We start from the raw sequence: 22,088 nt of genomic DNA, 5'->3' as shown, positions 1-22,088 counted from the left end.
TATTTATGTGTACAATTATAGGATATAAATCATTAAAAATAAGCGAAAACACAATTCATAAAGCATTGGAAAACACCTATTCTAGAGGACCTGATGATGAAAGAATCCAACAAGTAGGATGTGGCTATTTAGGTTTTCAAAGACTATCCATTATGGGACTCAGTCCAGAAGGCATGCAACCATTTGAAAGAGATGGAAATTATGTCGTATGTAACGGTGAAATCTATGGTTTTAGAACTATTAAAGAAGAATTAGAAAAATCTGGATATACATTCATTTCGCAAAGCGATTGTGAAATTCTTTTACCACTTTATGAAAAATATGGTTTAGACATGTTTAAAAAACTAGATGCTGAATATGCCTGCATCATTTATGATGCAAAGAAAAACGATTTTATTGCAGCCCGCGATCCAATTGGAATCCGTCCATTATTCTATGGTTATGATAAAAACCACAATATCGTCTTTGCCTCTGAAGCAAAAAATATAGTTGGACTTGTCGAACAAATCATTCCCTTCCCACCTGGATATTATTATGCCGATGGAAAATTCACTTGTTATTTAGATGTCACAAAAGTAGATAAAGTCATTGACTCTGATCTAAATACAATCTGTACAAATATCCACGACAAGCTCGTTGAAGGTGTTAAGAAAAGACTAGATGCCGATGCTCCACTTGGATTCCTTTTAAGTGGAGGACTTGACTCTAGCTTAGTTTGTGCCATAAGCCAAAAGCTATTAAACAAACCCATTGAAACCTATGCGATTGGTATGGAAGAAGATGCGATTGATTTAAAATACGCCAAAGAAGTCGCTGACTTTATTGGTAGCAACCACCATGAAATCATTATTAATAAAGATGATGTCTTAAATGCTATTAAACCCGTCATCAAAACTTTAGCAACTTTTGACATCACAACCATTCGCGCCAGCATTGGTATGTATCTCATCTGTAAAGCCATTCATGAACAAAGTAACATTCGCGTATTACTAACTGGAGAAATCAGTGATGAATTATTTGGCTACAAATATACAGATTTTGCCCCAAGCCCAAAAGAATTCCAACAAGAAAGTATAAAACGCGTACATGAACTTTACATGTACGATGTATTAAGAGCCGATCGTTGTATTTCCACAAACTCCATTGAAGCTCGCGTTCCTTTTGGAGATTTAGATTTTGTCAAATACGTTATGGCAATTGATCCAAAAAAGAAAATGAATACATACAATAAAGGAAAGTATTTACTTCGCCATGCCTTTGAAAAAGACAATATTCTACCATACGATATCTTAATGCGTGAAAAAGCGGCATTCTCTGATGCAGTTGGACACTCATTGAGTGATGATATTAAAGAATATGCTGAAAATTATTATACAGATACTGAATTTGAAGAAAAAATCAAACAATATAAATACTGTACTCCATTCACAAAAGAATCCTTATTATATCGTGAAATCTTTGAATCTTACTATCCAAATCAGGCAAGCATGATCAAAGACTTTTGGATGCCAAATAAAAACTGGCAAGGATGCAACGTCAATGATCCGAGTGCCCGTTATCTTTCAAACTATGGAGATAGCGGCAAATAGAAAGGTTGTATATTATGAATTTTGAAATTGAACACGATGCCTGCGGTATTGGTACCGTAGTCCAAATCGATGGTAAACAAAGCTATGATGTAGTCGATAAAGCATTACATATCGTAGAAAAACTAGAACACCGTGCAGGAAAAGATGCAAGTGGTAAAGTCGGTGATGGAGTTGGTATCTTACTTCAGATTAGTGATGATTTTTTTAGAAAAACATTAAAAAAAGAAAATATTAAACTTCCAGAATACTATGGAGTGGGTATGTTTTTCTTACCTAGAAACAAACTTTTATTAAATCAACACAAAAAAATGTTTGAAAAATTTGTTGAACAAGAAGGATGCGAATTCATCGCATGGAGAAAAGTTCCTTGTAATGAATCTATCCTAGGTCAAAAAGCTAAAGATTGCATGCCTAATATTTATCAGGCTTTCGTAAAAGGAAACAAAAATCTAGATAAAAGATTATATGTGATTCGTCGTGAATTTGAAAAAAGCTGCAAAGAAACTTATGTTGCGTCTTTAAGCAGTCGTACCATTGTCTATAAAGGAATGTTTTTAGTATCACAATTAAGAAAATTCTATTTAGATCTACAAGACAAGAATTATAAATCTGCGATTGCGATCGTACACTCACGTTTCTCGACAAACACTACACCATCTTGGCAAAGAGCCCATCCAAACCGCTATATTGCCCACAATGGTGAAATCAATACCATTCGTGCAAATGTCAATAAGATGTTAGCCCGTGAAGAAAGTATGCATTCAGAATTCTTGGATGAAAATTCAAGTAAGATCTTACCTATCATCAACACTTCAGGTTCCGATTCTGCCATGTTAGATAATGCATTAGAATTTTTAGTCATGAATGGCATGCCACTAGAAAAAGCCATTATGATCTTAATTCCAGAACCATGGAAGCACCAGACAATGGATCAAAAGAAAAAAGATTTCTATCATTACTATGCCACTATGATGGAACCATGGGATGGTCCAGCCGCTATTTTGTTTAGTGATGGACAAAAAGTCGGAGCTGTACTTGATCGTAATGGTTTAAGACCAAGCCGATATTATCTAACAAGCGACAACATGTTGATTTTATCAAGTGAAGTTGGCGTTTTAGACATTGATGAAAAGAAAATCATCAAAAAATCAAGACTTGAACCAGGCAAGATGTTACTTGTAGATACAGTCAAAAAAGAATTGATTGAAGACTACGATTTAAAGAGTGAATACGCAAAGTCAAATCCATATGGAGAATGGCTAGACACTTACCTTTTACACCTTAAAGACTTGCCTGCTCCAGACAAAAAAACACATATCCATACACAACATGAAAGAGATATTCTTTATAAAGTCTTCGGATATACTTATGAAGATGTAAAAGATATCATTTTACCAATGGCACGCGTCAAACTTGAACCAACAAGTGCGATGGGTACAGATATCCCTTTGGCAATTTATTCCCAAAATCATTTAAGTTTATTCCATTACTTTAAACAACTCTTCGCCCAAGTAACCAACCCACCAATTGATTCTTTACGCGAAGAAATTGTTACAGATACAACAATCTATATTGGAAGTGATGGAAACTTATTAAAAGACAAATCCGACAACTGTACAGTCTTAGAGGTTAATAATCCAATCTTAACATCAAGAGATATGGATAAGATTCGCCAATTAAATCAGACAGGATTTAAAAATGAAACCATTTCTTTATTATTCTATCGAGGTACTTCTTTAAAAGAAGCTTTAGACAATTTATTTATTGAATGCGATAAAGCCTATAGAAACGGTGCCAACATCTTGATTTTAAGTGATAAAGGTGTAGATGAAGGTCATATGGCCATTCCTAGTTTATTAGCCGTTTCTGCTCTTGAACAACACTTAGTAAAGACCAAAAAGAAAACCGATGTATCTATCATTGTAGAAAGTGGTGAACCTAGAGATGTTCATCAATTCGCTACACTTTTAGGTTATGGTGCAACCGCCATCTATCCATATTTGGCCCATGAATGTATTGAAGAAATGATTCAATTAAATATGTTAGATAAAGAAGTCAACATTGCGATTGATGATTATAATGAAGCCATTTTAAAAGGTATTGTCAAAATTGCTGCAAAAATGGGTATTTCAACTTTACAATCTTATCAAGGTGCCCAAATCTTTGAAGCCATCGGAATCTCAAAAGATGTCATCGACACATATTTCACAAATACCATTAGTGAAGTGGAAGGCATCACATTAGAAGATATTGAAAAAGATTTAATCTACCACCACGACCGTGCCTATGATCCATTAGGACTATCTACAGATACAAGTCTAGACTCCATTGGATTCCATAAGCTAAGAAAAGGTGATGGAAAAGAAGATCATTTATATTCTCCTGAAACAATTGTGAAACTTCAAAGAGCTACACAAACCAACGATTATGACCTATTTAAAGAATATTCAAATGAATTAAATTCAAACAGTCAAAAGCATCATTTGAGAAGTCAATTGCACTTTAAAAAGACACAAGAAAGCATTCCATTATCGGAAGTGGAAAGTGAATATGAAATTGTAAAACGCTTTAAGACAGGAGCTATGAGCTATGGTTCTATTTCTGAAGAAGCCCATACATGTATGGCTATTGCGATGAACCGTTTGGGCGGTAAATCCAATTCTGGTGAAGGTGGAGAAAAACCAGAACGTTTAGGTACAGATAAAAACTCAGCTATTAAACAAGTCGCAAGTGGACGTTTTGGTGTAACCGAAGAATATTTAGTGAGTGCTAAGGAAATCCAAATCAAAATGGCACAAGGCGCTAAACCAGGCGAAGGTGGACATTTACCAGGCAAAAAAGTCTATCCTTGGATTGCGAAAACAAGATATTCTACACCAGGTGTATCTTTGATTTCCCCACCACCTCACCATGATATTTATTCTATTGAAGATTTAGCACAATTGATCTATGACTTAAAAAATGCCAACCCACAAGCACGAATCAGTGTCAAATTAGTTAGTGAAGCTGGTGTTGGTACAATTGCTTCAGGTGTTGCCAAAGCCGGTGCTACCGTAGTATTGATTTCGGGCTATGATGGAGGTACAGGTGCTGCTTCACAAAGTAGTATTCACCATGCAGGTCTTCCTTGGGAATTAGGTTTAGCACAAGCTCATCAAAACTTAGTTGAAAATGGTTTAAGAAGTCGTGTATTGATTGAAACCGATGGAAAATTAATGACCGGAAGAGATGTTGCGATTGCCTGTTTATTAGGTGCAGAAGAATTTGGTTTTGCGACTGCCCCATTAGTTACTATGGGATGTATGATGATGCGTGTATGTAATCTAGACACTTGTCCTTTTGGTGTGGCAACACAAAATCAGAAATTAAGAAAACGTTTTAAAGGAAAACCCGAATATGTCATGAACTTCATGTTGTTTATTGCACGTGAATTAAGAGAAATTATGGCTGACCTTGGCTATCATACAATCGATGAAATGGTCGGTCATACAGATAATCTTGAGGTTGATGAAGATGCGAATATGGATTATTCAAACATCTTGATGACTCCACACAATATTCATTATGATCCTAAAGATACATATAACTTTGAATTAGAAAAAACAGTGGATATGAAGGATTTGCTTCCTAAATTTATGCCTTATTTCAAGTCAAAGAAAGCTCATTCAGAAACTATTGAAATTTCAAGTACAGATCGTACAGTCGGAACGATTTTATCAAGTATCATCACAAAAGAATTTAATAACACATTAAAAGACGATACATATACGATTCATTGTAACGGTGGTGCTGGACAATCCTTTGGTTCCTTTGCACAAAAAGGAATGACTCTAGATGTTCATGGCGATGCGAATGACTACTTTGGCAAAGGTTTATCGGGTGGTAAATTGATTATTCAACCTAAAAAAGACGCAACTTTTAAAGCGAACGAAAATGTCATTATTGGTAATGTTGCCTTATATGGAGCTACTAGTGGTGAGGCTTATATTCGTGGCTTGGCAGGTGAGCGTTTTGCGGTACGTAACTCAGGTGCAAGTGCCGTAGTAGAAGGTGTTGGAGATCATGGACTTGAATATATGACTGGTGGAACCGTTGTTATCTTAGGTAAAACTGGTAAAAACTTAGCTGCCGGTATGTCTGGTGGTACAGCCTATATTTATGATCCAAATCATGATTTATATACTCGTTTAAATAAACAATTGGTCAATACATATGAAGTTAAATCTAAAGTAGATAAAGAAGTATTAATAGATCTTTTGACTAAACATTATCAATATACAAATTCAGATGTTGCCAAAAACATCCTATCTAATCTTGATGAAGAATTATCCAACTTTAAAAAGATCGTTCCGAAGGATTATGAAAAGATCACAACATTGATTCAAGAACTTCAGGCCAAAGGCTATCATAAAGATGAGGCAAGTCTTATGGCTTTTGAACAGGTACATGCATAAGAAAGGATGAAATAGTATGGGAAAACCAACAGGATTTTTAGAATATGAAAGACAAGAAAACGAGGCTATAAAACCGCTTTCTCGAATCACAAACTTTAATGAATTTCATCCCTTTTTAGATGAAGAAACAAGACGCAAACAAGGTGCACGCTGCATGAATTGTGGCGTTCCCTTTTGTCAGTCTGCCATCAAATTAAAAAACATGGTGACAGGCTGCCCATTACACAACTTGATTCCAGAATGGAATGATGAAATCTATAATGGCAATGATAAACGTGCTTTATCAAGATTATTAAAAACCAATCCATTCCCTGAATTTACAGGTCGTGTATGCCCTGCTCTTTGCGAAAATGCATGTCTAAATGGCGTAGACCAAGAGCCTGTCACAATCAAAGAGAATGAATTGTATACCATTGAAACAGCCTACAAAAACAATTGGATGGTTCCATATGTTCCTACCATTCGTTCTGATAAAAAGATTGCGATTATCGGTTCTGGTCCTGCAGGCCTTGCCTTAGCCCATGATTTAAATCATCGTGGACATTCTGTCACAGTCTTTGAAAAAGAAGATCATATCGGTGGATTATTGATGTATGGTATTCCAAATATGAAATTGGAAAAGAAAATCATTCAAAGACGATTAAATATCTTAAAGACAGAAGGTATTCAATTTAAAACCAATGTCAACGTTGGAAAAGATATTACTAAAAAAGAATTAGAACAAGAATATGATGCGATCATCTTTGCGGCAGGTTCTAAAAAAGCACGTGATTTGAACGTAAAAAATCGTGATTGTTCGGGTATTTATTTTGCGGTAGATTATCTTACAAAAGCCACAAAACATTTATTGTATGATACAGAAGAAATTTCTGCCAAATACAAAAATGTTGTGATTGTCGGCGGTGGTGATACTGGAAACGATTGTGTAGGAACAAGTATTCGTCAGGGTTGTGCAAGTGTTGTTCAAATTGAAATGATGCCAAAAGCCCCGGATGAAAGGCTTTCAAGTAATCCTTGGCCAGAATGGCCTAAAACCTGTAAAACAGATTATGGTCAAGAAGAAGCGATTGCCGTCTTTAAAAAGGATCCTCGTATCTATGAAACAACAGTAAAAGAATGTATTTTGGATGATAAAAAGAATCTAAAACAAATCAAGACTGTAAAAGTACAATTTAAAGATGGAAAGCTTGAGGAAGTAAAAGGTACTGAGCAAATCTTAGATTGCGATTTATTGTTGATTGCGGCAGGATTTATTGGTATTGAAGATGATTTAAAAACCAAATTTGAATTGGAAACAACACCAAGAAATACGATTGTGACACAGCCAAATTCTTATCAAGTCAAAGACAAATATTTTGCGGCTGGAGATTGTCATAGAGGTCAATCTTTAGTTGTATGGGCCATTCATGAAGGTAAAGAATGTGCCAAAGAAGTAGATGCCTATTTGATGGGTTATACGAATATGGAATAATTTAAACTTCATTTAAGCTTGTGGCTATATCCTTGTATTGTAAACAAGGAGGTACATGGACATGAAAAATGAAATGCCAAGAATTCCAAATTCAAATCATAAATTATTAAAGAAAGGATCTAAACTCATTTTGAGTGCTGCTACTTTTGGAGTGGTTGCCGCCGGAAGTTTTCAAGGAGTCAACTATGTGGTTGATAACTATAATAAACAAAATACAACAGTACAAAGTACAAATGTTGTGAAGACTTCAAGTTCAACCACTTCCAATGTAAGTACAGTGGCTCAAAATTGTATGCCTAGCATTGTATCTATTACCAATGTATCGGTATCCGACGTACAAAACTATTTCAGTATGTATGGAAGAAACTCTAGAAGTAATCCATTCACGCAACAAGAAAGTACAAGCGTAGGTAGTGGTGTCATCATTAATAAACAAGATGGTGAAATCGATATTTTGACAAACTATCACGTTATCGAAAATGCCAAGACCTTGACTTGTACATTAGCGGATAATACAAATGTTGAAGCTACTGTAAAAGGTGTAGATGAAGATCGTGATTTAGCTGTAATTTCCATCAAAACAAAAGACTTAAGTAAAGATACATTAAAACAAATTGCGATTGCGACAATCGGCGATAGCAACAAGTTACAAGTTGGTGAACAAGTTGTAGCCATTGGTAATGCGTTAGGTTATGGTCAATCTGTAACAACAGGTATTGTCTCAGCTACAAATCGCAGTGTATCAACAAGTTCAGATACGGATACAACACAATCTTATATTCAAACCGATGCAGCCATCAATCCAGGAAACTCTGGAGGAGCATTGTTGAATATGAGTGGTGAATTAATTGGTATCAATTCAGCGAAGTTAAGTGATACAGATGTTGAAGGTATGGGTTATGCGATTGCGATTAGTGATGTAAAAGATTCAATCAATACTATGCTTCAAGGAAAAGATGTAAGTAAGTCATCAAATCAATCTTCTTATTATAACAATGAAGATGATGAATCCTCTTCTCCATTTGATTTTTGGAACTAAAACAGGGACTTGATTCCTGTTTTTTTTTATAGTAAACTATTTAAGATGTTTTTTTGTGGATATGGATCTCATGACCATAATCTATGTATGAAGACATCAATTTGATTAGTTACATCGTATTCTTAAAAAGAAACGAAAGTAGGAGGAAATATGAACAAATCAAAACTATCAGTACGCCAGATGTGCGTGTTGGCTTTATTTTTAGCCATCGAAATCATCATGTATCTAACACCAATTGGATACTTACGTATTAACGCATTAAGTGTTACATTGATGCACGTGCCTGTAATTATCTTGGCTAGCACAATGGGACCTGGTGCAGGAGCTTTCTTAGGATTCGTATTTGGATGTACATCTATTATTGGTGCTACAATGACACCTGGAATCACAAGCTTTGTCTTCTCTCCATTCGTAACAGTTGGTGGTATTTCTGGTAACTTCTTTAGTTTAGTAATAGCTTTAGTACCACGTATTTTATTAGGTGTGATTGCTGGTTATGTATTTAAATTTGCAAAAAAATACGCAAAGAATACGCCAGTCGCTGCAGGTATTGCAGCCGCTGTTGCGACAGTATGCCACACAATCATGGTATTAGGATTGATCGTTATCTTATTCGGTCCTCAATATTCACAAGCTTTAGGTATTAGCCAAGCAGCACTAAACGGTGTTATGGCTGGTGTCATTGGAACAAATATGATTCCTGAAGTCATCGTAGCCGTTGTTTCAAACATGGCTTTAGCGACTGCATTAAGTTCAAGATACGTTGGAATTGCTCAACAAGCATAGTCATTGAATAGTGTAACTTTGGTTGCACTATTTTTTTTATTTGGTTTATAATTACCTAGGTGATAAAAATGGATTTAAATTGGAAATTAAATAAAACAGAACATATTGTACAAGATGAATGGATCGACTTTCGTAAAGAGTCTTTTATTCTTCCAGATGGAAAGGAATTCTCCCCTTTCTATAACTATTCAAGAAGAAACTTTGTTGTGATTATCGCAAGAACAAAAGATGATAAGTATATAACAGTTCGTCAATTTAGACATGGACTTAAAGCTTTAACCACTGAATTTTGTGCAGGCGGCATTGAAGGTGATGAAAAAGATAGTGCATTACTAGCAGCTAAACGTGAACTTGAAGAAGAAACAGGCTATGTATCTAATGACTGGAAACATATATATACGATTCCTAGCAATCCTACAATAGCGGATAATTATGCGTATTTATATTATGCCGATAATTGTGAAAAAGTATCAAATCAACATCTAGATTCAACTGAATTTTTAGAAGTCAAAGAATACACAGAAGATGAAATCAATGATTTAATTAAAAACAACGAATTTGTTCAACCAATTCATCTAATGGGTTGGCTAATGGTGAAAAAAGGCGTATAGTAAGGGTGAAAAGGAGACATACAAAAAATGGAAAAATTAACTAAAAAAGACATTATTTCTAATATTGCCGAAGATTCTCATTTAACTAAAAAAGACATTACGGAAGTTGTTGACTTAGCATTAACACAAATCTTTGAAGGTTTAAGTGAAGGAAAAACTGTAGATCTTGCAGGATTTGGAAAATTTGAAATTACAGAAAGAAAAGCTAGAGAAGGATTTAATCCATTAACGAAAGAAAAGATTCAAATTGAAGCCAGCAAATCTGTTAAGTTCAAAGTTGCCAAAGCTCTAAAAGAAGCGGTTAATAAATAATATCAAGACAAAAAGCATCCCTAAAGATGCTTTTTAATTACCTTCTTCGATTATTACCACTCGTTGTATAATACTCCTTTTTATTCTGATACATTCTTTCATCGGCTAATTTACTTATTTCTTGAACCGAATCAAAATTTTGTTCTGAAGACTGAACAACACCATACGATACAGATATAGAATTTGAATACTTACCATGCCAATCATGAATAGTCGTATCAAACACTTGTAATATAGAATCTATATTCGATACGGATTCTTGAATCAATACGACAAATTCATCTCCACCAATACGATAGATCTTTCCATAAGAGGCAAACGCAAACTTCATGCAGCTACTAGCCGCACAAATCAGTTCATCCCCTGCACTATGTCCTAGTGAATCATTGGCTTGTTTTAAACCATTTAAGTCTATAGATATATAAACCCATTACGTATTTAAATCTAACTTTTCCATATCCGAATCATACGCACGGCGATTGAAGCATTTCGTCAGTTCATCCGTTTTTGAAGTATACATGTACTTTTCTTTTTCATACTTCTCTTTTAATACTCTAGAAAGCATTAAAACAAGTAAGCATGAAGCTAAAGTCAAATAAATACCGACAATCAATATCGCAACAATATTACTTGAAGAATTTACCGATTCTTCCATAGTTACGGCAACCAAATAATTGCCATGTTTTCGAGATATACATTTACATTTTTTATGATCCAATACGATTCTTTGCATCTTAGATGATGCATTTACATTCGTTAATGTATTTCCAATCTTTGTACGATTCGTAGCACCCTCAATTTTTTTCGTTTTCGTATTTACGACAAAAATTTCCATACCCTTATATACAGGCATATCGGCTACGACATTTGAAATTTGGTTTTGTTTCAACTCCTTTAAAAGACGCTTTGGCGTAATACCCACTTGAACCATATGCGTCTTCGACTCATTCCAAGTGATCGCATACATCATCTTTTTAGCTTCAGCCGTATTTGGTGTGACATCCTGGCATAATGTTAAATCATAATTGTTTAACATTTGTTTAAAGAAAGCCATTTGTTCACCTGAATCAAAGCTATATCCAAAATATTTAGATATCGAACCTGAATATATCGTTCCCGTATCATCAATCAAATGAATTTCATCAACAGACATCAAAGATGCGATCTTTTGAAGTTCATCAATATCATATTCCACTTCCGGCTTAGCATCTACAATATAAGATATGGCCTTAGCACGAACAATATAATCATCTTTTAAAGATTTGACAAATTCACCTTCACTCGAATCATTCTTATCAATAACCGCAATCACACGATCCAATAATACATTGGATGTTGTTTGTGCATTTTTATCGTTCACATATTTAAGAATACACGTTTCAAGTATAAGAGCTACGGCAACAATGGTGATTGAAAGTATTAATATTTTTCTTTTCCTCATACTTATTATTGTAGGTTATATTTTACAAAAATAAAAGTGGCATTTGTTATGCCACAATTTTTTGAATTGATTGTATTAATTCTTCAGCCGCCTTTTTTGTATCCTTTTGATCCATAATGGCCGATACAACACAAACCCCTTGAATAGGACTTTTTTCTAAAACAGAAAGATTATCTTTATTTAATCCTCCAATCGCACAAACTGGAATATTGACAGCTGTACAAATATCATTTAGTGTTTCAACACTTGTAATCTTTGTCTTCACATGCGTCTTTGTCGGATAGATGGCACCACAACCTAAGTAATCAGCACCATCGGCTTCTGCTTTTTTGGCAACCTCTACTGTTTTTGCGGTAGCCCCAATAATACAATTTTCACCCATAATTTTACGAGCAATGGAAATAGGCATATCTTCATTTCCTAAATGAACACCACATCCTACAGCCATTGCGACATCGATACGATCATCAATAATTAATGGAATATGATAAAAATCAGTAATCTCTTTTACTTTTAAAGCGAGTTCATAATACTCTAAAGTCGACTTATTTTTTTCACGAAGCTGAATGATTGTTGCGCCACCAAGACATGCTCCTTTTACTTTATTTAAGAATGTTTCTTCATCATACCCATCTGAATTAGTAATAAAATATAATGTATAATCTACTTTTTTCATCCTAACACCTCAATTTTAAACAAAGATTCATCAAAACTAGTAAGCTTATAGATTTCATCCATAAAATGCATATGGAAAGTTCCTGGACCATTACACTCTGTCTTTTCTGCCGCTACCTCATAATAACAAGTTGCCTTTACACAAGCATTAAGCGGTGGAAAACTAGCCAAAAATGTAGCAATCGCAACATTTAACATGCATCCTGTTCCTGTAATTCTTGAAAGCATGTCACAACCATTTGAGATTAAATTCACTTCTTTACCATCTGTAATGACATCAATTTTACCGCTACACACAACTACACAACCAAGATTTAAAGCCATATCTTTTAGCCACTTACAACTTTCATAAATATTCTCTTCATCTTGAATATCTGCATCTACACCATGCGCATGACTTGTCATTCCATAAAAAGCCTTACACTCACTGATATTGCCTTTAATGACGGTTGGGCAATATAAAGAAACAAGTTCTTTGGCATAATTCAATCGAAGTGTTGAACAAGCCACTCCAACTAAATCTAAAATGAATGGAATTTTATTTTCTTTGGCACACTTAGCACTAATCATCATAGACTTAGCTCTTACATCATCAAAGTTACCTAAATTTAATGCCAAAGCCGCAGAATGGCAAGTGATATCATCAACTTCATCGGGGTGACAAGCCATAATTGGCTTAGCCCCCAAAGCTAATATAAGATTTGCACAATCATTAATTGATATCGGATTTGTGATACAGTGAATCAAATTATTTGTTTGTTTCAACAAATTTTTGCACTCCTAACTTTCTTTGAATATTTTCTAGGATACCACTACGAGACATTGACTTCAATAGAACATACGCAATACTTCCACCGATAATTGTACCCATTAAAAAGCTAGGTACATAGAACATCCAAGTAAGTCCAGTTCTACCCCATAAATAAGTCATTACTGGATATGAAAGAACAGAACCAATTAAACCAGTACCAATGATTTCACCAAGTACGGCAGCCCAGATTTTTCCTTTACTAACACGATATAAAATACCAGATAATGTAGCTCCAAAAATAGCTCCCGTTAAAGCCAATGGTGGAATTCCCATTACAGCCATACGAATTAAACCAATAGCTAAAGCACAAAGAAATGAATACCAAGGCCCCATAAATACAGCCATTGTGATATTAATAAGGTGTGCCATAGGACACATTCCTTCCACACGTAAAATGGGTGAAATGACCACTCCAACAGCTACCATCATTGAAAAAAAGACTAGGCTTAATAAGTAATTGTGTTTATTCATAATACTACCTCCTACAGATACAGATGGCCTAGAAAACACGCAAAAAACCATCTGTGGTTTCGGTATTAGACAAACAGTCCTCTCTCATCCTGTCAATTCAGGCTCCCTCGCTTGTTTTCTATACTCTAGGCGCTCCCCTACAGTAAGGTAGTAAAATAAAAAGACCTGCAACGTAAAAAGACAGGTCAAAAACACATCTATACTTCCTACGCCGGCATTATCCGTCAGGTTTAATGGGTCGAAGTCGAACTTCCTCTCAGCAATAGCTCCCCAGATTTATTTACTACATTTAGAATTTTAGTACAAAACAATACAAAGTGCAAGCCAATATGTAATCAATCATGAAACAATACAAAAATTATTTCTTATCTATCTTCTTATTCTATATGTTGTATTTATTATTCAAAACCATCCTATCTCAAGATAATTAATGCTTATTTTAGCTTTTCAACAACTTTTAAAAACTTCTTCTCATTCATAACATCATTCGTTACATAATCACCATTGTAAAATAGCGCATATGTGGTGATAGGTGTTGGCGCATTTTGCGCCTTTTCTTTTGTATCTAGATGAATCGCTTTAAATTCTATATTTTGTTTTTTTGAAACATTCTCGATAATCGGAGCATACTTCGCATTAAAAGGACATTGGCTTGTATAATACAAGACAAAACCAGACTCTTCGATATGACATTCTTTCGCACAAGATTTAAATTTAGGTGCATCCGAATCATTAAAAGCTAAATACCACAATTGTATTCCATTGCTCGCTTCATCACACACTTTAAAACCTTTATATGTTAAAAACTTAGGATCTGCAAGATACGGCATTTTCTTTTTACTAGATAAGATACAAATTCCATCCATTCCCTTCTTCTTGCTGCCCTCAATACACATATTTAATAATTCATTGGAATATCCATGTCCCTTTAAAGATCCAGAAACCCATAGACAATCAATATACATATAATGATCTGCAGTGAGTGGAATCCACGCATTGTTTGCCGGAATATATTCAATAAAACATTTCCCTCTTACACTTGATTTAATAAAGACAAGACCTTCTTCAAAACGACAAGACAACCAATCTTTCTTTGATCTTACTTGAACATCTGAATTATTACTTATGGCACAACAAATGTGTTCTTGTTCTATATTTTCTTTTGTGACATATACATAATCCATGATTCAACACCTCAAAATCAGTATACTAAAAGAAGTTGAAATCAATCAACTCAAAATTACTGTTTATATCAGTTTCATCTTAATGATTCATTATCAGGTATTCGTGTAATTTAGTGTCAAAAATCGATAAAAATACATCGAAAATTATACGATTATTTTATATATAATCACGCTAAACAACACGTAACATATAAAGGAGTTGAAATCAATCAACTCCTAAGTGTTTTATTTATCGAATTTAATGACAGCCTGTGCAGCAGCAAGTCTAGCGATTGGTACACGATATGGTGAACAAGATACGTAGTTCAATCCAACTCTATGACAGAATTCAATACTTGCTGGATCACCACCATGTTCTCCACAAATACCTAATTTAATATTTGGACGAGTACTTCTTCCAAGCTCTGTAGCCATCTTAACAAGTTTTCCAACACCTCTTTGGTCTAAGTGCGCAAATGGATCGGATTCAAAGATTTTCTTGTCATAGTAATCTTGTAAGAATCCACCTGCATCATCTCTTGAGAATCCAAATGTCATCTGTGTCAAGTCATTTGTACCAAATGAGAAGAATTCAGCTTCTTTTGCGATTTCATCTGCTAATAATGCAGCACGAGGAATTTCAATCATTGTACCAACATGATATTTCATGTCGAATTCTGATTCTTGAATCAACTTGTCAGCTACATCACATACAACTTTTTTAACATAACGAAGTTCTGCAACATCACCAACTAATGGAATCATGATTTCAGGTTCAATCTTCCAATCTGGGTGTCTTTCATTGACAGCCAATGCAGCTTGAATAACTGCAGTTGTCTGCATTTCAGCAATTTCTGGATAAGAAATAGCCAAACGACATCCACGATGACCCATCATAGGGTTGAATTCGTGTAAGCTAGAAATGACAGATTTCAATTCATCTAAACCAATATGCATATCTTTCGCTAATTGAGTAATGTCATAAGAATTTGTAGGTAAGAATTCATGTAAAGGTGGATCCAAGTAACGAATAGTCACAGGAAGACCTTCCATAGCTTCATAGATTCCTTCAAAGTCACTTCTTTGCATAGGCAAGATTTTTTCTAAGGCAACACGTCTTTGTGCAGCCGTTTTAGAAACAATCATTTCACGAACCGCTTTAATACGATCACCTTCAAAGAACATGTGTTCTGTACGAACTAAGCCAATACCTTGCGCACCAAATTCATGAGCTTGTTTTGCATCATGAGGAGTATCTGCATTAGTACGAACTTTTAATGTACGTCTTTCATCCGCCCAGTTCATAAAACGTTCAAAGTCTCCTGAAATACTTGCAGGAACTGTTTTAATAGCACTACCATAGATATTTCCTGTTGACCCATCTAAACTGATCCAATCTCCACGATGATATTTCACACCGTCAATTTCGAAATATCCTTCATCATCATGCATTTTAATATCACCACAACCACTTACGCAGCAAGCACCCATACCACGAGCTACTACAGCAGCATGACTTGTCATACCACCACGTACAGTTAAGATACCTTGAGATACGTGCATACCTTCAATATCTTCTGGACTTGTTTCTAGACGAACTAAGATGACTTTGTGGTTACGACTTGCTTCTTGGATTGCTTCTTCAGCACTAAATACGATTTGACCACAAGCAGCACCTGGACTTGCTGGAAGTGCTGAAGCAATTGGCTCGGCTTTCTTTAATTCATCCGCATCAAACATTGGGTGAAGTAATGAATCCAATTGTTTAGGTTCAACCATCATTAAGGCTTCATCTGTAGAAATCATACCTTCATCCACCATATCACACGCAATCTTTAAAGCAGCCTGTGCTGTACGTTTACCATTACGTGTCTGCAACATGAACAATTTACCTTTTTCAATTGTAAATTCCATGTCTTGCATATTACGATAGTGAGTTTCCAATCTTTTAGTAATCGCAACAAAATCATCATAAGCACTAGGAGCTACTTCTTTTAATTGATCGATTTTTTGAGGTGTACGAATACCCGCAACAACATCTTCTCCTTGTGCATTCATTAAGAATTCACCATATAATTTATTTTCACCAGTACTTGGATTACGAGTAAAGGCAACGCCCGTACCACAATCATTACCCATATTACCAAATACCATCATCTGTACGTTAACTGCAGTTCCCCAGCTTGAAGGAATATCATTCATCTTACGATAGTAGATAGCACGAGGATTATTCCAAGAACGGAATACAGCTTCAATAGCTCCCATCAATTGTTCTTTTGGATCTTCAGGGAATTCTGATTTCAATTCATTTTTGTAGAATGTTTTAAATAGTTCTACCAATTTTTTCATATCATCCGCATTCAAATCTAAATCATCTGTAATACCTCTTTCAGCCTTTACTTCATCGATGATTTCTTCAAAACGCTTTTTACTCAACCCCATAACTACATCTGAATACATTTGAATAAAACGACGATATGAATCATATGCGAAACGCTCATTATTAGTTAGTGTTGCGACTGTTTCAGCAACTGTTCTATTCATACCTAAATTTAAAATAGTATCCATCATACCAGGCATACTTGCACGTGCCCCAGAACGAACAGATACTAATAAAGGATTCGCTTCATCCCCCAATTTTTTTCCAGATTTCTTTTCTAATAAATCTAAATACTCCATAATTTGAGCTTTAATACCATCATTAATAGTTTCATTATCTTCATAATATTGGTTACAAGCTTCTGTAGTGATAGTGAATCCATAAGGTACAGGCATTCCAAGCTTAGACATTCCGGCTAAGTTGGCACCTTTTCCACCTAATAGCTCACGCATCGTTTCGTCGCCTTCATTAAATTCATAGACATATTTTGTATCCATAATACTTTACCTCCTTTTTGTAACCGTTTACATGTGTAAATTATTATAGCACAATATTATCTACAATCCTAGTTAATTTTAAAAAAATAATATTATAAACAATCTAAATTCAACATTTCATGAAACATTTTATGATTTTTATGTTAATTTACACTTGAAAACAATAATAATCAGTCATCATAATACATCATTCAACATTTTTGATAAAAAAAAGAACTAGAATAATCTAGTTCACACTTGCCTGTTCTCTGCACTTACCACAAACAGAGTAATTTGGGCAACTTTCTGAACATGCATTGTCTATGACTGTTCGTAATTGTGCTGGCATCATTGTCGTAATCTCATCATCATCATATCCTACCACAAGACTTTTTTCCGATAGTAGAATTGGTCGTTTTAAAATGGAAGGATTTTCTTGTATCAAAGTCACAAGTTCCTTCATCGAATAATCTTCAATATCCTTATCTAATGCTTGAAAAGCTTTAGAACGCACAGAAATAATATCTTCCGTTCCATTTTCACATCGCGACAATAAATATTTAATTTCACTTTCCTTCAATAATGAAGTAAATATATTTTTTTCAACAAATTCAATTTGGTTGTCTTTTAACCACTGTTTTGCCTTACGACAACTTGCACAACCTGGAGAAGTATATAAAATTACCATATCAATAGCCTCCTTCAACTAATTATATCATATTACTAGGTTTAAAAGAAATACTTGTATCTTGTATTTATATGTGCTATATTCAACTTCAGTGAGGTTGAAAAATGGAAAAAGCTATTCTATCAAGAATTAATTTGCAGCTTCAAGATACTGATATTGCGCAAAAATATTTTGATACAATTTCAGACTTGATTGATACGCAAGCAGTACAAGATTTAAAAAAATGCAGTCAACACTTAGCTACATCGCGATTTCAACATTCTTTGAATGTTTCATATTACTCATTTTTAATTTGTAGAAAATTTAGACTTGATGCCTATAGCGCAGCTCGTGCCGGTTTACTACACGATTTATATTACTATGATTGGAAAACAGATGATGATCGACCTATAGAAGGTAATCATGCTAAGATTCATCCAATCATTGCTTTAAAAAACGCAAAAAATATCACGACGACAAATCCAACTATTGATGATGCCATTCTACATCACATGTGGCCACTTAAAACAACTCGACCAAATACAAGTGTTGGATGGATTATACAGGCAGTTGATAAATTTTGTGCCATCACTGAAATGGGACACCAATCTTTATTTAGAGCAAGTCGCTCAAATAACCTTTTGAGTTATTGTATTCTTTTTACATTCTTATTGACAATGTAGGCAGCTAGATCATTCTAGCTGCCTTTAGTTTTTCTTTAAATTGTTCTAACCAAGAAGAACCATCTTTATCTAAACCATATTCACCCATTTGAATACTTGGCTTTTTCTCCCCATGGAAATCACTTCCACAAGTAATCAACAAATTATGTTCTTTCGCAAGGTTTTCATAATACACATTTTGCTCAGACGTATGATAATTACTGTAGGCTTCAATCCCATCCACACCAGAATCGAATAATACTTTCAACATTTCATCATTCTTATAAAATGTATTATACGGATGCGCTACTATCGCAAGACCACCTGCATCATGAATTTTTTTGACCGATTCTACAAAATCAGGCATTGGTACATACACAAATAAATCCGATCCATATTGACATTTATCCCAAAAGAAATTCACAGGTGCAGGATCTGATCTTTTTCCTCCGGGAATATAGTCTTTAAAATCCGGAATATCTTGATAGCGAGGATCATTAAACATATGCGTACACATCACAAACCATGGATTTTTTCCGTTTGCTTCTTTCAATACAGCTTCCTCATCTATTTCAACACCATACTTTTGGCGTAGCTTATCACAACGCGTTGAAAAAGCATTTCTAGACTTAACTTGTGTTTTATCTAATAAATTTTTAAAATATTCATTATCAATATCGATGCCATATCCAAGTAGATGAACATCGCTATATCCAATACTTGTAGAACATTCAATTGCAGGAATCACTTCTATACCTGCATCAAGGCCTAGCTGAATCATGTCTTTAACACCACTGATACAGTCATGATCACTTAATGCAATCGTTTTTAAACCTCTCTCTTTCGCAATTTTTATCAATTCCTCTGGCGTAAACTGACCATCACCGGAATAACAAGAATGCATATGTAAATCAAAATTGTTCATTACTAACCTCTTAAATCAAATAGAAAAATATAATCACAAAAACACCCAAAATAATTCTATACCATCCAAAAATTGTAAAGCTATGACTCTTCACATAGCCCATAAGAGCACGAATCGCAAATAAACTTACGATAAATGCGACAAACGTACCTAATATCAATAAGAATAATTGCCCAAAGCTAAAAAATCCAAAATGAATGACATATTTAACTACTTTTAATAAACTTGCCCCAAACATCACCGGAATCGCCAAGAAAAATGAGAATTCACTTGCGACCGTTCTAGAACAACCACAATATAAACCTCCCAATATTGTAGTGCCTGATCTTGATGTTCCTGGAATCAAAGCTAAACATTGAAAGAAACCAATTTTTAAAGCGGATAAATACCCTACTTCATCAATTTTATCAATAGTTACTGTTTTAGGATGTTTCTCAACCATAATAAATATAATTCCATACGCAATCAATGCGACCGCAATCACAAATTTAGCTGATAAATACCCTTCAATGATATCATCCAATAAAAAACCAATAATTGCAGCAGGAATCACGCCCACAATTACTTTTGACCATAATTGTAAAGTCTGTCTTCTCTTTCTAGCAGACTTTCTTTTATCGAAAGGATTCAATGTCGAAGCATATAATACAAGTACAGCCAAAATACTTCCAAATTGAATCACAACTTTAAAAACTTCAAAATAAGCAGCTGGTTCTAATGGCCAAATGCTTGAAAATAAAATTAAATGTCCTGTCGAAGAAATCGGCAACCATTCTGTTATCCCCTGTACGATTCCCAATATTATTGTTTGAATAATATTATATAAGAATGTCATTCTTCATTCCTTTTCATTGCATAGTCATGAACCATTTGTTTAAAAATTTCACCCCTAATTTCATAATTTTTAAACTGATCAAAACTAGAACATGCTGGACATAATAACACAATATCACCAGGTTTTGCCAATAAAACCGCCTTTTCAAAAGCATCCTTCATTGTCTCAACACTAATCTGGCTAGAAAAAATATCTTTAAACTTATCCTTTGTCTGACCAAAAGAAATACATTTTTTAACTATCGAATCATATTGTTTTAAATCATCGAAAGAAATATGTTTGTCTTTACCACCACACAACAAGATTACATTTTTTTCAAATGCAGATAAACCAGCACAAGCCGCATGTGTATTTGTAGCCTTTGAATCATTATAGAAACGCACATTATCAATTGTATCTACATATTCAATACGATGCTCTACCCCTCTAAATTCACGAATTACTTCTTGAATATTAAATAATGAGACACCCATTAAATAAGCCATGCAACTTGCCATCATGGCATTTCCACAGTTAAACTCACCAACAATTTTTAAATCTTTCAATGCAAACAACTGTGTGTCATTATAATATGCATATTTATCATTCTTATATAAATCTACATCTTTTCTTTTTAATGAAAAATCAATCACATGACAGGGAATATTCTGTGCATATTTCACAACATTTTCATCATCCACATTACGAATAAAGTAATCATCTACATTTGTATTTTCATAAATACGCATCTTACTTTCGTAATAGGCATCTAAACTATCCATATAATCTAAGTGATCAGGCGCAAGGTTTGTGACTGTTGATACATGTGGTCTAAATGTTTCAATACCCAACAGTTGGAAATTACTTAGTTCTAAAGCAACATTATAATCTGCATCTGTATAATCAAGAGCCAATTCACATAATGGAGTTCCAATATTTCCAGCTACAAGGCTTTTCTTTTGACGATTCAACATCTCATACAACAATGTTGTAACAGTAGTCTTTCCGTCCGTTCCTGTAACAGCTGCATAATCAAAGTTTTTCGCATAACGATACGCAATCTCAATTTCCGTGTAGATTTTTGCGTTTTGTTCTACAAAATAATGAACAAAAGGAATACGATAAGGAATACCTGGATTCTTCACAATGAATGCATAATTTTTTTCTTTTAAAGTATCTGGATGACCTTGATCAAACACTTCAATTCCCAAAGCTTCTAACTCAGCCTTTTCTTTCACTTCATTTGAATCCGTCAAAATAACATGATAACCATTCTTCAATAAGAGTTTACTAACAGCTATACCACTTCTGGCAGCTCCAATGACTAATACAGTTTCCATT

19 protein-coding genes and 1 riboswitch are annotated in these 22,088 nt (G+C 34.4%); of the genes, 8 read left to right on the top strand and 11 right to left on the bottom strand.

Annotated features, from left to right (window positions below):
- Window positions 1-5 precede the first annotated feature (5 nt).
- From asnB to Q3907_RS00235, 7 genes are all read left to right on the top strand, one after another.
- Complete coding sequence (gene asnB, locus Q3907_RS00265) at window positions 6-1,589, top strand: asparagine synthase B (RefSeq protein ID WP_301896652.1); 1,584 nt, start codon at window positions 6-8, stop codon at window positions 1,587-1,589.
- Between the two features lie 14 nt (window positions 1,590-1,603).
- On the top strand, window positions 1,604-6,043 hold the full coding sequence (gene gltB, locus Q3907_RS00260; protein WP_301896650.1) for a glutamate synthase large subunit: 4,440 nt from the start codon (window positions 1,604-1,606) through the stop codon (window positions 6,041-6,043).
- Between the two features lie 16 nt (window positions 6,044-6,059).
- A complete protein-coding gene (locus Q3907_RS00255; RefSeq protein ID WP_301896648.1) occupies window positions 6,060-7,514 on the top strand; it encodes a glutamate synthase subunit beta in 1,455 nt (484 codons plus the stop codon).
- A gap of 61 nt (window positions 7,515-7,575) precedes the next feature.
- Entirely contained in the window at window positions 7,576-8,553 is a 978-nt protein-coding gene (locus Q3907_RS00250) for a S1C family serine protease (protein WP_295560799.1), read from the top strand.
- Window positions 8,554-8,703: 150 nt separating this feature from the next.
- Complete coding sequence (locus Q3907_RS00245) at window positions 8,704-9,339, top strand: ECF transporter S component (protein ID WP_295560801.1); 636 nt, start codon at window positions 8,704-8,706, stop codon at window positions 9,337-9,339.
- A 68-nt stretch (window positions 9,340-9,407) separates the two neighbouring features.
- Window positions 9,408-9,950: an NUDIX hydrolase gene (locus tag Q3907_RS00240; protein ID WP_301896646.1), complete on the top strand. Its 543-nt coding sequence runs from the start codon at window positions 9,408-9,410 to the stop codon at window positions 9,948-9,950.
- 27 nt (window positions 9,951-9,977) lie between these two features.
- Entirely contained in the window at window positions 9,978-10,262 is a 285-nt protein-coding gene (locus Q3907_RS00235) for an HU family DNA-binding protein (RefSeq protein WP_295642744.1), read from the top strand.
- A gap of 37 nt (window positions 10,263-10,299) precedes the next feature.
- Here Q3907_RS00235 and Q3907_RS00230 read toward each other — a convergent pair whose 3' ends face one another.
- From Q3907_RS00230 to Q3907_RS00195, 8 genes are all read right to left on the bottom strand, one after another.
- A complete protein-coding gene (locus tag Q3907_RS00230) occupies window positions 10,300-10,677 on the bottom strand; it encodes a GGDEF domain-containing protein (protein ID WP_301896687.1) in 378 nt (125 codons plus the stop codon).
- Window positions 10,678-10,692: 15 nt separating this feature from the next.
- Window positions 10,693-11,703, bottom strand: a complete 1,011-nt coding sequence (locus Q3907_RS00225) for a GGDEF domain-containing protein (RefSeq protein ID WP_301896645.1) — start codon at window positions 11,701-11,703, stop codon at window positions 10,693-10,695.
- Between the two features lie 46 nt (window positions 11,704-11,749).
- Window positions 11,750-12,379: a thiamine phosphate synthase gene (thiE, locus tag Q3907_RS00220; RefSeq protein ID WP_301896644.1), complete on the bottom strand. Its 630-nt coding sequence runs from the start codon at window positions 12,377-12,379 to the stop codon at window positions 11,750-11,752.
- The gene (thiM, locus tag Q3907_RS00215) at window positions 12,376-13,146 is read right to left on the bottom strand and encodes a hydroxyethylthiazole kinase (protein WP_301896643.1); all 771 of its coding nucleotides are present in this window, start codon (window positions 13,144-13,146) and stop codon (window positions 12,376-12,378) included. The genes thiE and thiM overlap by 4 nt, the downstream gene beginning before the upstream one ends.
- On the bottom strand, window positions 13,127-13,660 hold the full coding sequence (gene thiW, locus Q3907_RS00210) for an energy coupling factor transporter S component ThiW (RefSeq protein WP_295757723.1): 534 nt from the start codon (window positions 13,658-13,660) through the stop codon (window positions 13,127-13,129). Before thiW ends, thiM begins: the two co-directional genes overlap by 20 nt.
- Window positions 13,661-13,846: 186 nt before the next feature.
- A riboswitch (TPP riboswitch) is annotated at window positions 13,847-13,943 on the bottom strand.
- A 151-nt stretch (window positions 13,944-14,094) separates the two neighbouring features.
- Window positions 14,095-14,844 carry a YoaP domain-containing protein gene (locus tag Q3907_RS00205; protein ID WP_301896641.1) on the bottom strand — a complete coding sequence of 250 codons (750 nt, stop codon included), beginning with the start codon at window positions 14,842-14,844 and terminating at the stop codon, window positions 14,095-14,097.
- 225 nt (window positions 14,845-15,069) lie between these two features.
- The gene (gene ppdK / locus Q3907_RS00200; RefSeq protein WP_301896640.1) at window positions 15,070-17,700 is read right to left on the bottom strand and encodes a pyruvate, phosphate dikinase; all 2,631 of its coding nucleotides are present in this window, start codon (window positions 17,698-17,700) and stop codon (window positions 15,070-15,072) included.
- Between the two features lie 226 nt (window positions 17,701-17,926).
- The gene (locus tag Q3907_RS00195) at window positions 17,927-18,367 is read right to left on the bottom strand and encodes a Spx/MgsR family RNA polymerase-binding regulatory protein (RefSeq protein WP_295642765.1); all 441 of its coding nucleotides are present in this window, start codon (window positions 18,365-18,367) and stop codon (window positions 17,927-17,929) included.
- 104 nt (window positions 18,368-18,471) lie between these two features.
- Here Q3907_RS00195 and Q3907_RS00190 point away from each other — a divergent pair, with 104 nt between their 5' ends.
- Window positions 18,472-19,029, top strand: coding sequence for an HD domain-containing protein (locus tag Q3907_RS00190; RefSeq protein WP_301896639.1), 558 nt, complete (start codon window positions 18,472-18,474; stop codon window positions 19,027-19,029).
- Between the two features lie 4 nt (window positions 19,030-19,033).
- Here Q3907_RS00190 and Q3907_RS00185 read toward each other — a convergent pair whose 3' ends face one another.
- Genes Q3907_RS00185 through murD form a run of 3 tightly spaced genes read right to left on the bottom strand, consistent with a single transcriptional unit; the run spans window position 19,034 to window position 22,087 of the window.
- Complete coding sequence (locus Q3907_RS00185; protein ID WP_301896638.1) at window positions 19,034-19,933, bottom strand: PHP domain-containing protein; 900 nt, start codon at window positions 19,931-19,933, stop codon at window positions 19,034-19,036.
- A 10-nt stretch (window positions 19,934-19,943) separates the two neighbouring features.
- Window positions 19,944-20,768 carry an undecaprenyl-diphosphate phosphatase gene (locus Q3907_RS00180; RefSeq protein WP_301896636.1) on the bottom strand — a complete coding sequence of 275 codons (825 nt, stop codon included), beginning with the start codon at window positions 20,766-20,768 and terminating at the stop codon, window positions 19,944-19,946.
- On the bottom strand, window positions 20,765-22,087 hold the full coding sequence (gene murD, locus Q3907_RS00175) for a UDP-N-acetylmuramoyl-L-alanine--D-glutamate ligase (RefSeq protein ID WP_301896635.1): 1,323 nt from the start codon (window positions 22,085-22,087) through the stop codon (window positions 20,765-20,767). The genes Q3907_RS00180 and murD overlap by 4 nt, the downstream gene beginning before the upstream one ends.
- Between the last annotated feature and the right edge of the window lies 1 nt (window position 22,088).

It is taken from the genome of uncultured Holdemanella sp., from assembly GCF_958348295.1.
Classification (GTDB): Bacteria; Bacillota_I; Bacilli_A; order Erysipelotrichales; family Erysipelotrichaceae; genus Holdemanella.
This window is presented reverse-complemented; position numbering and strand designations above follow the sequence as displayed.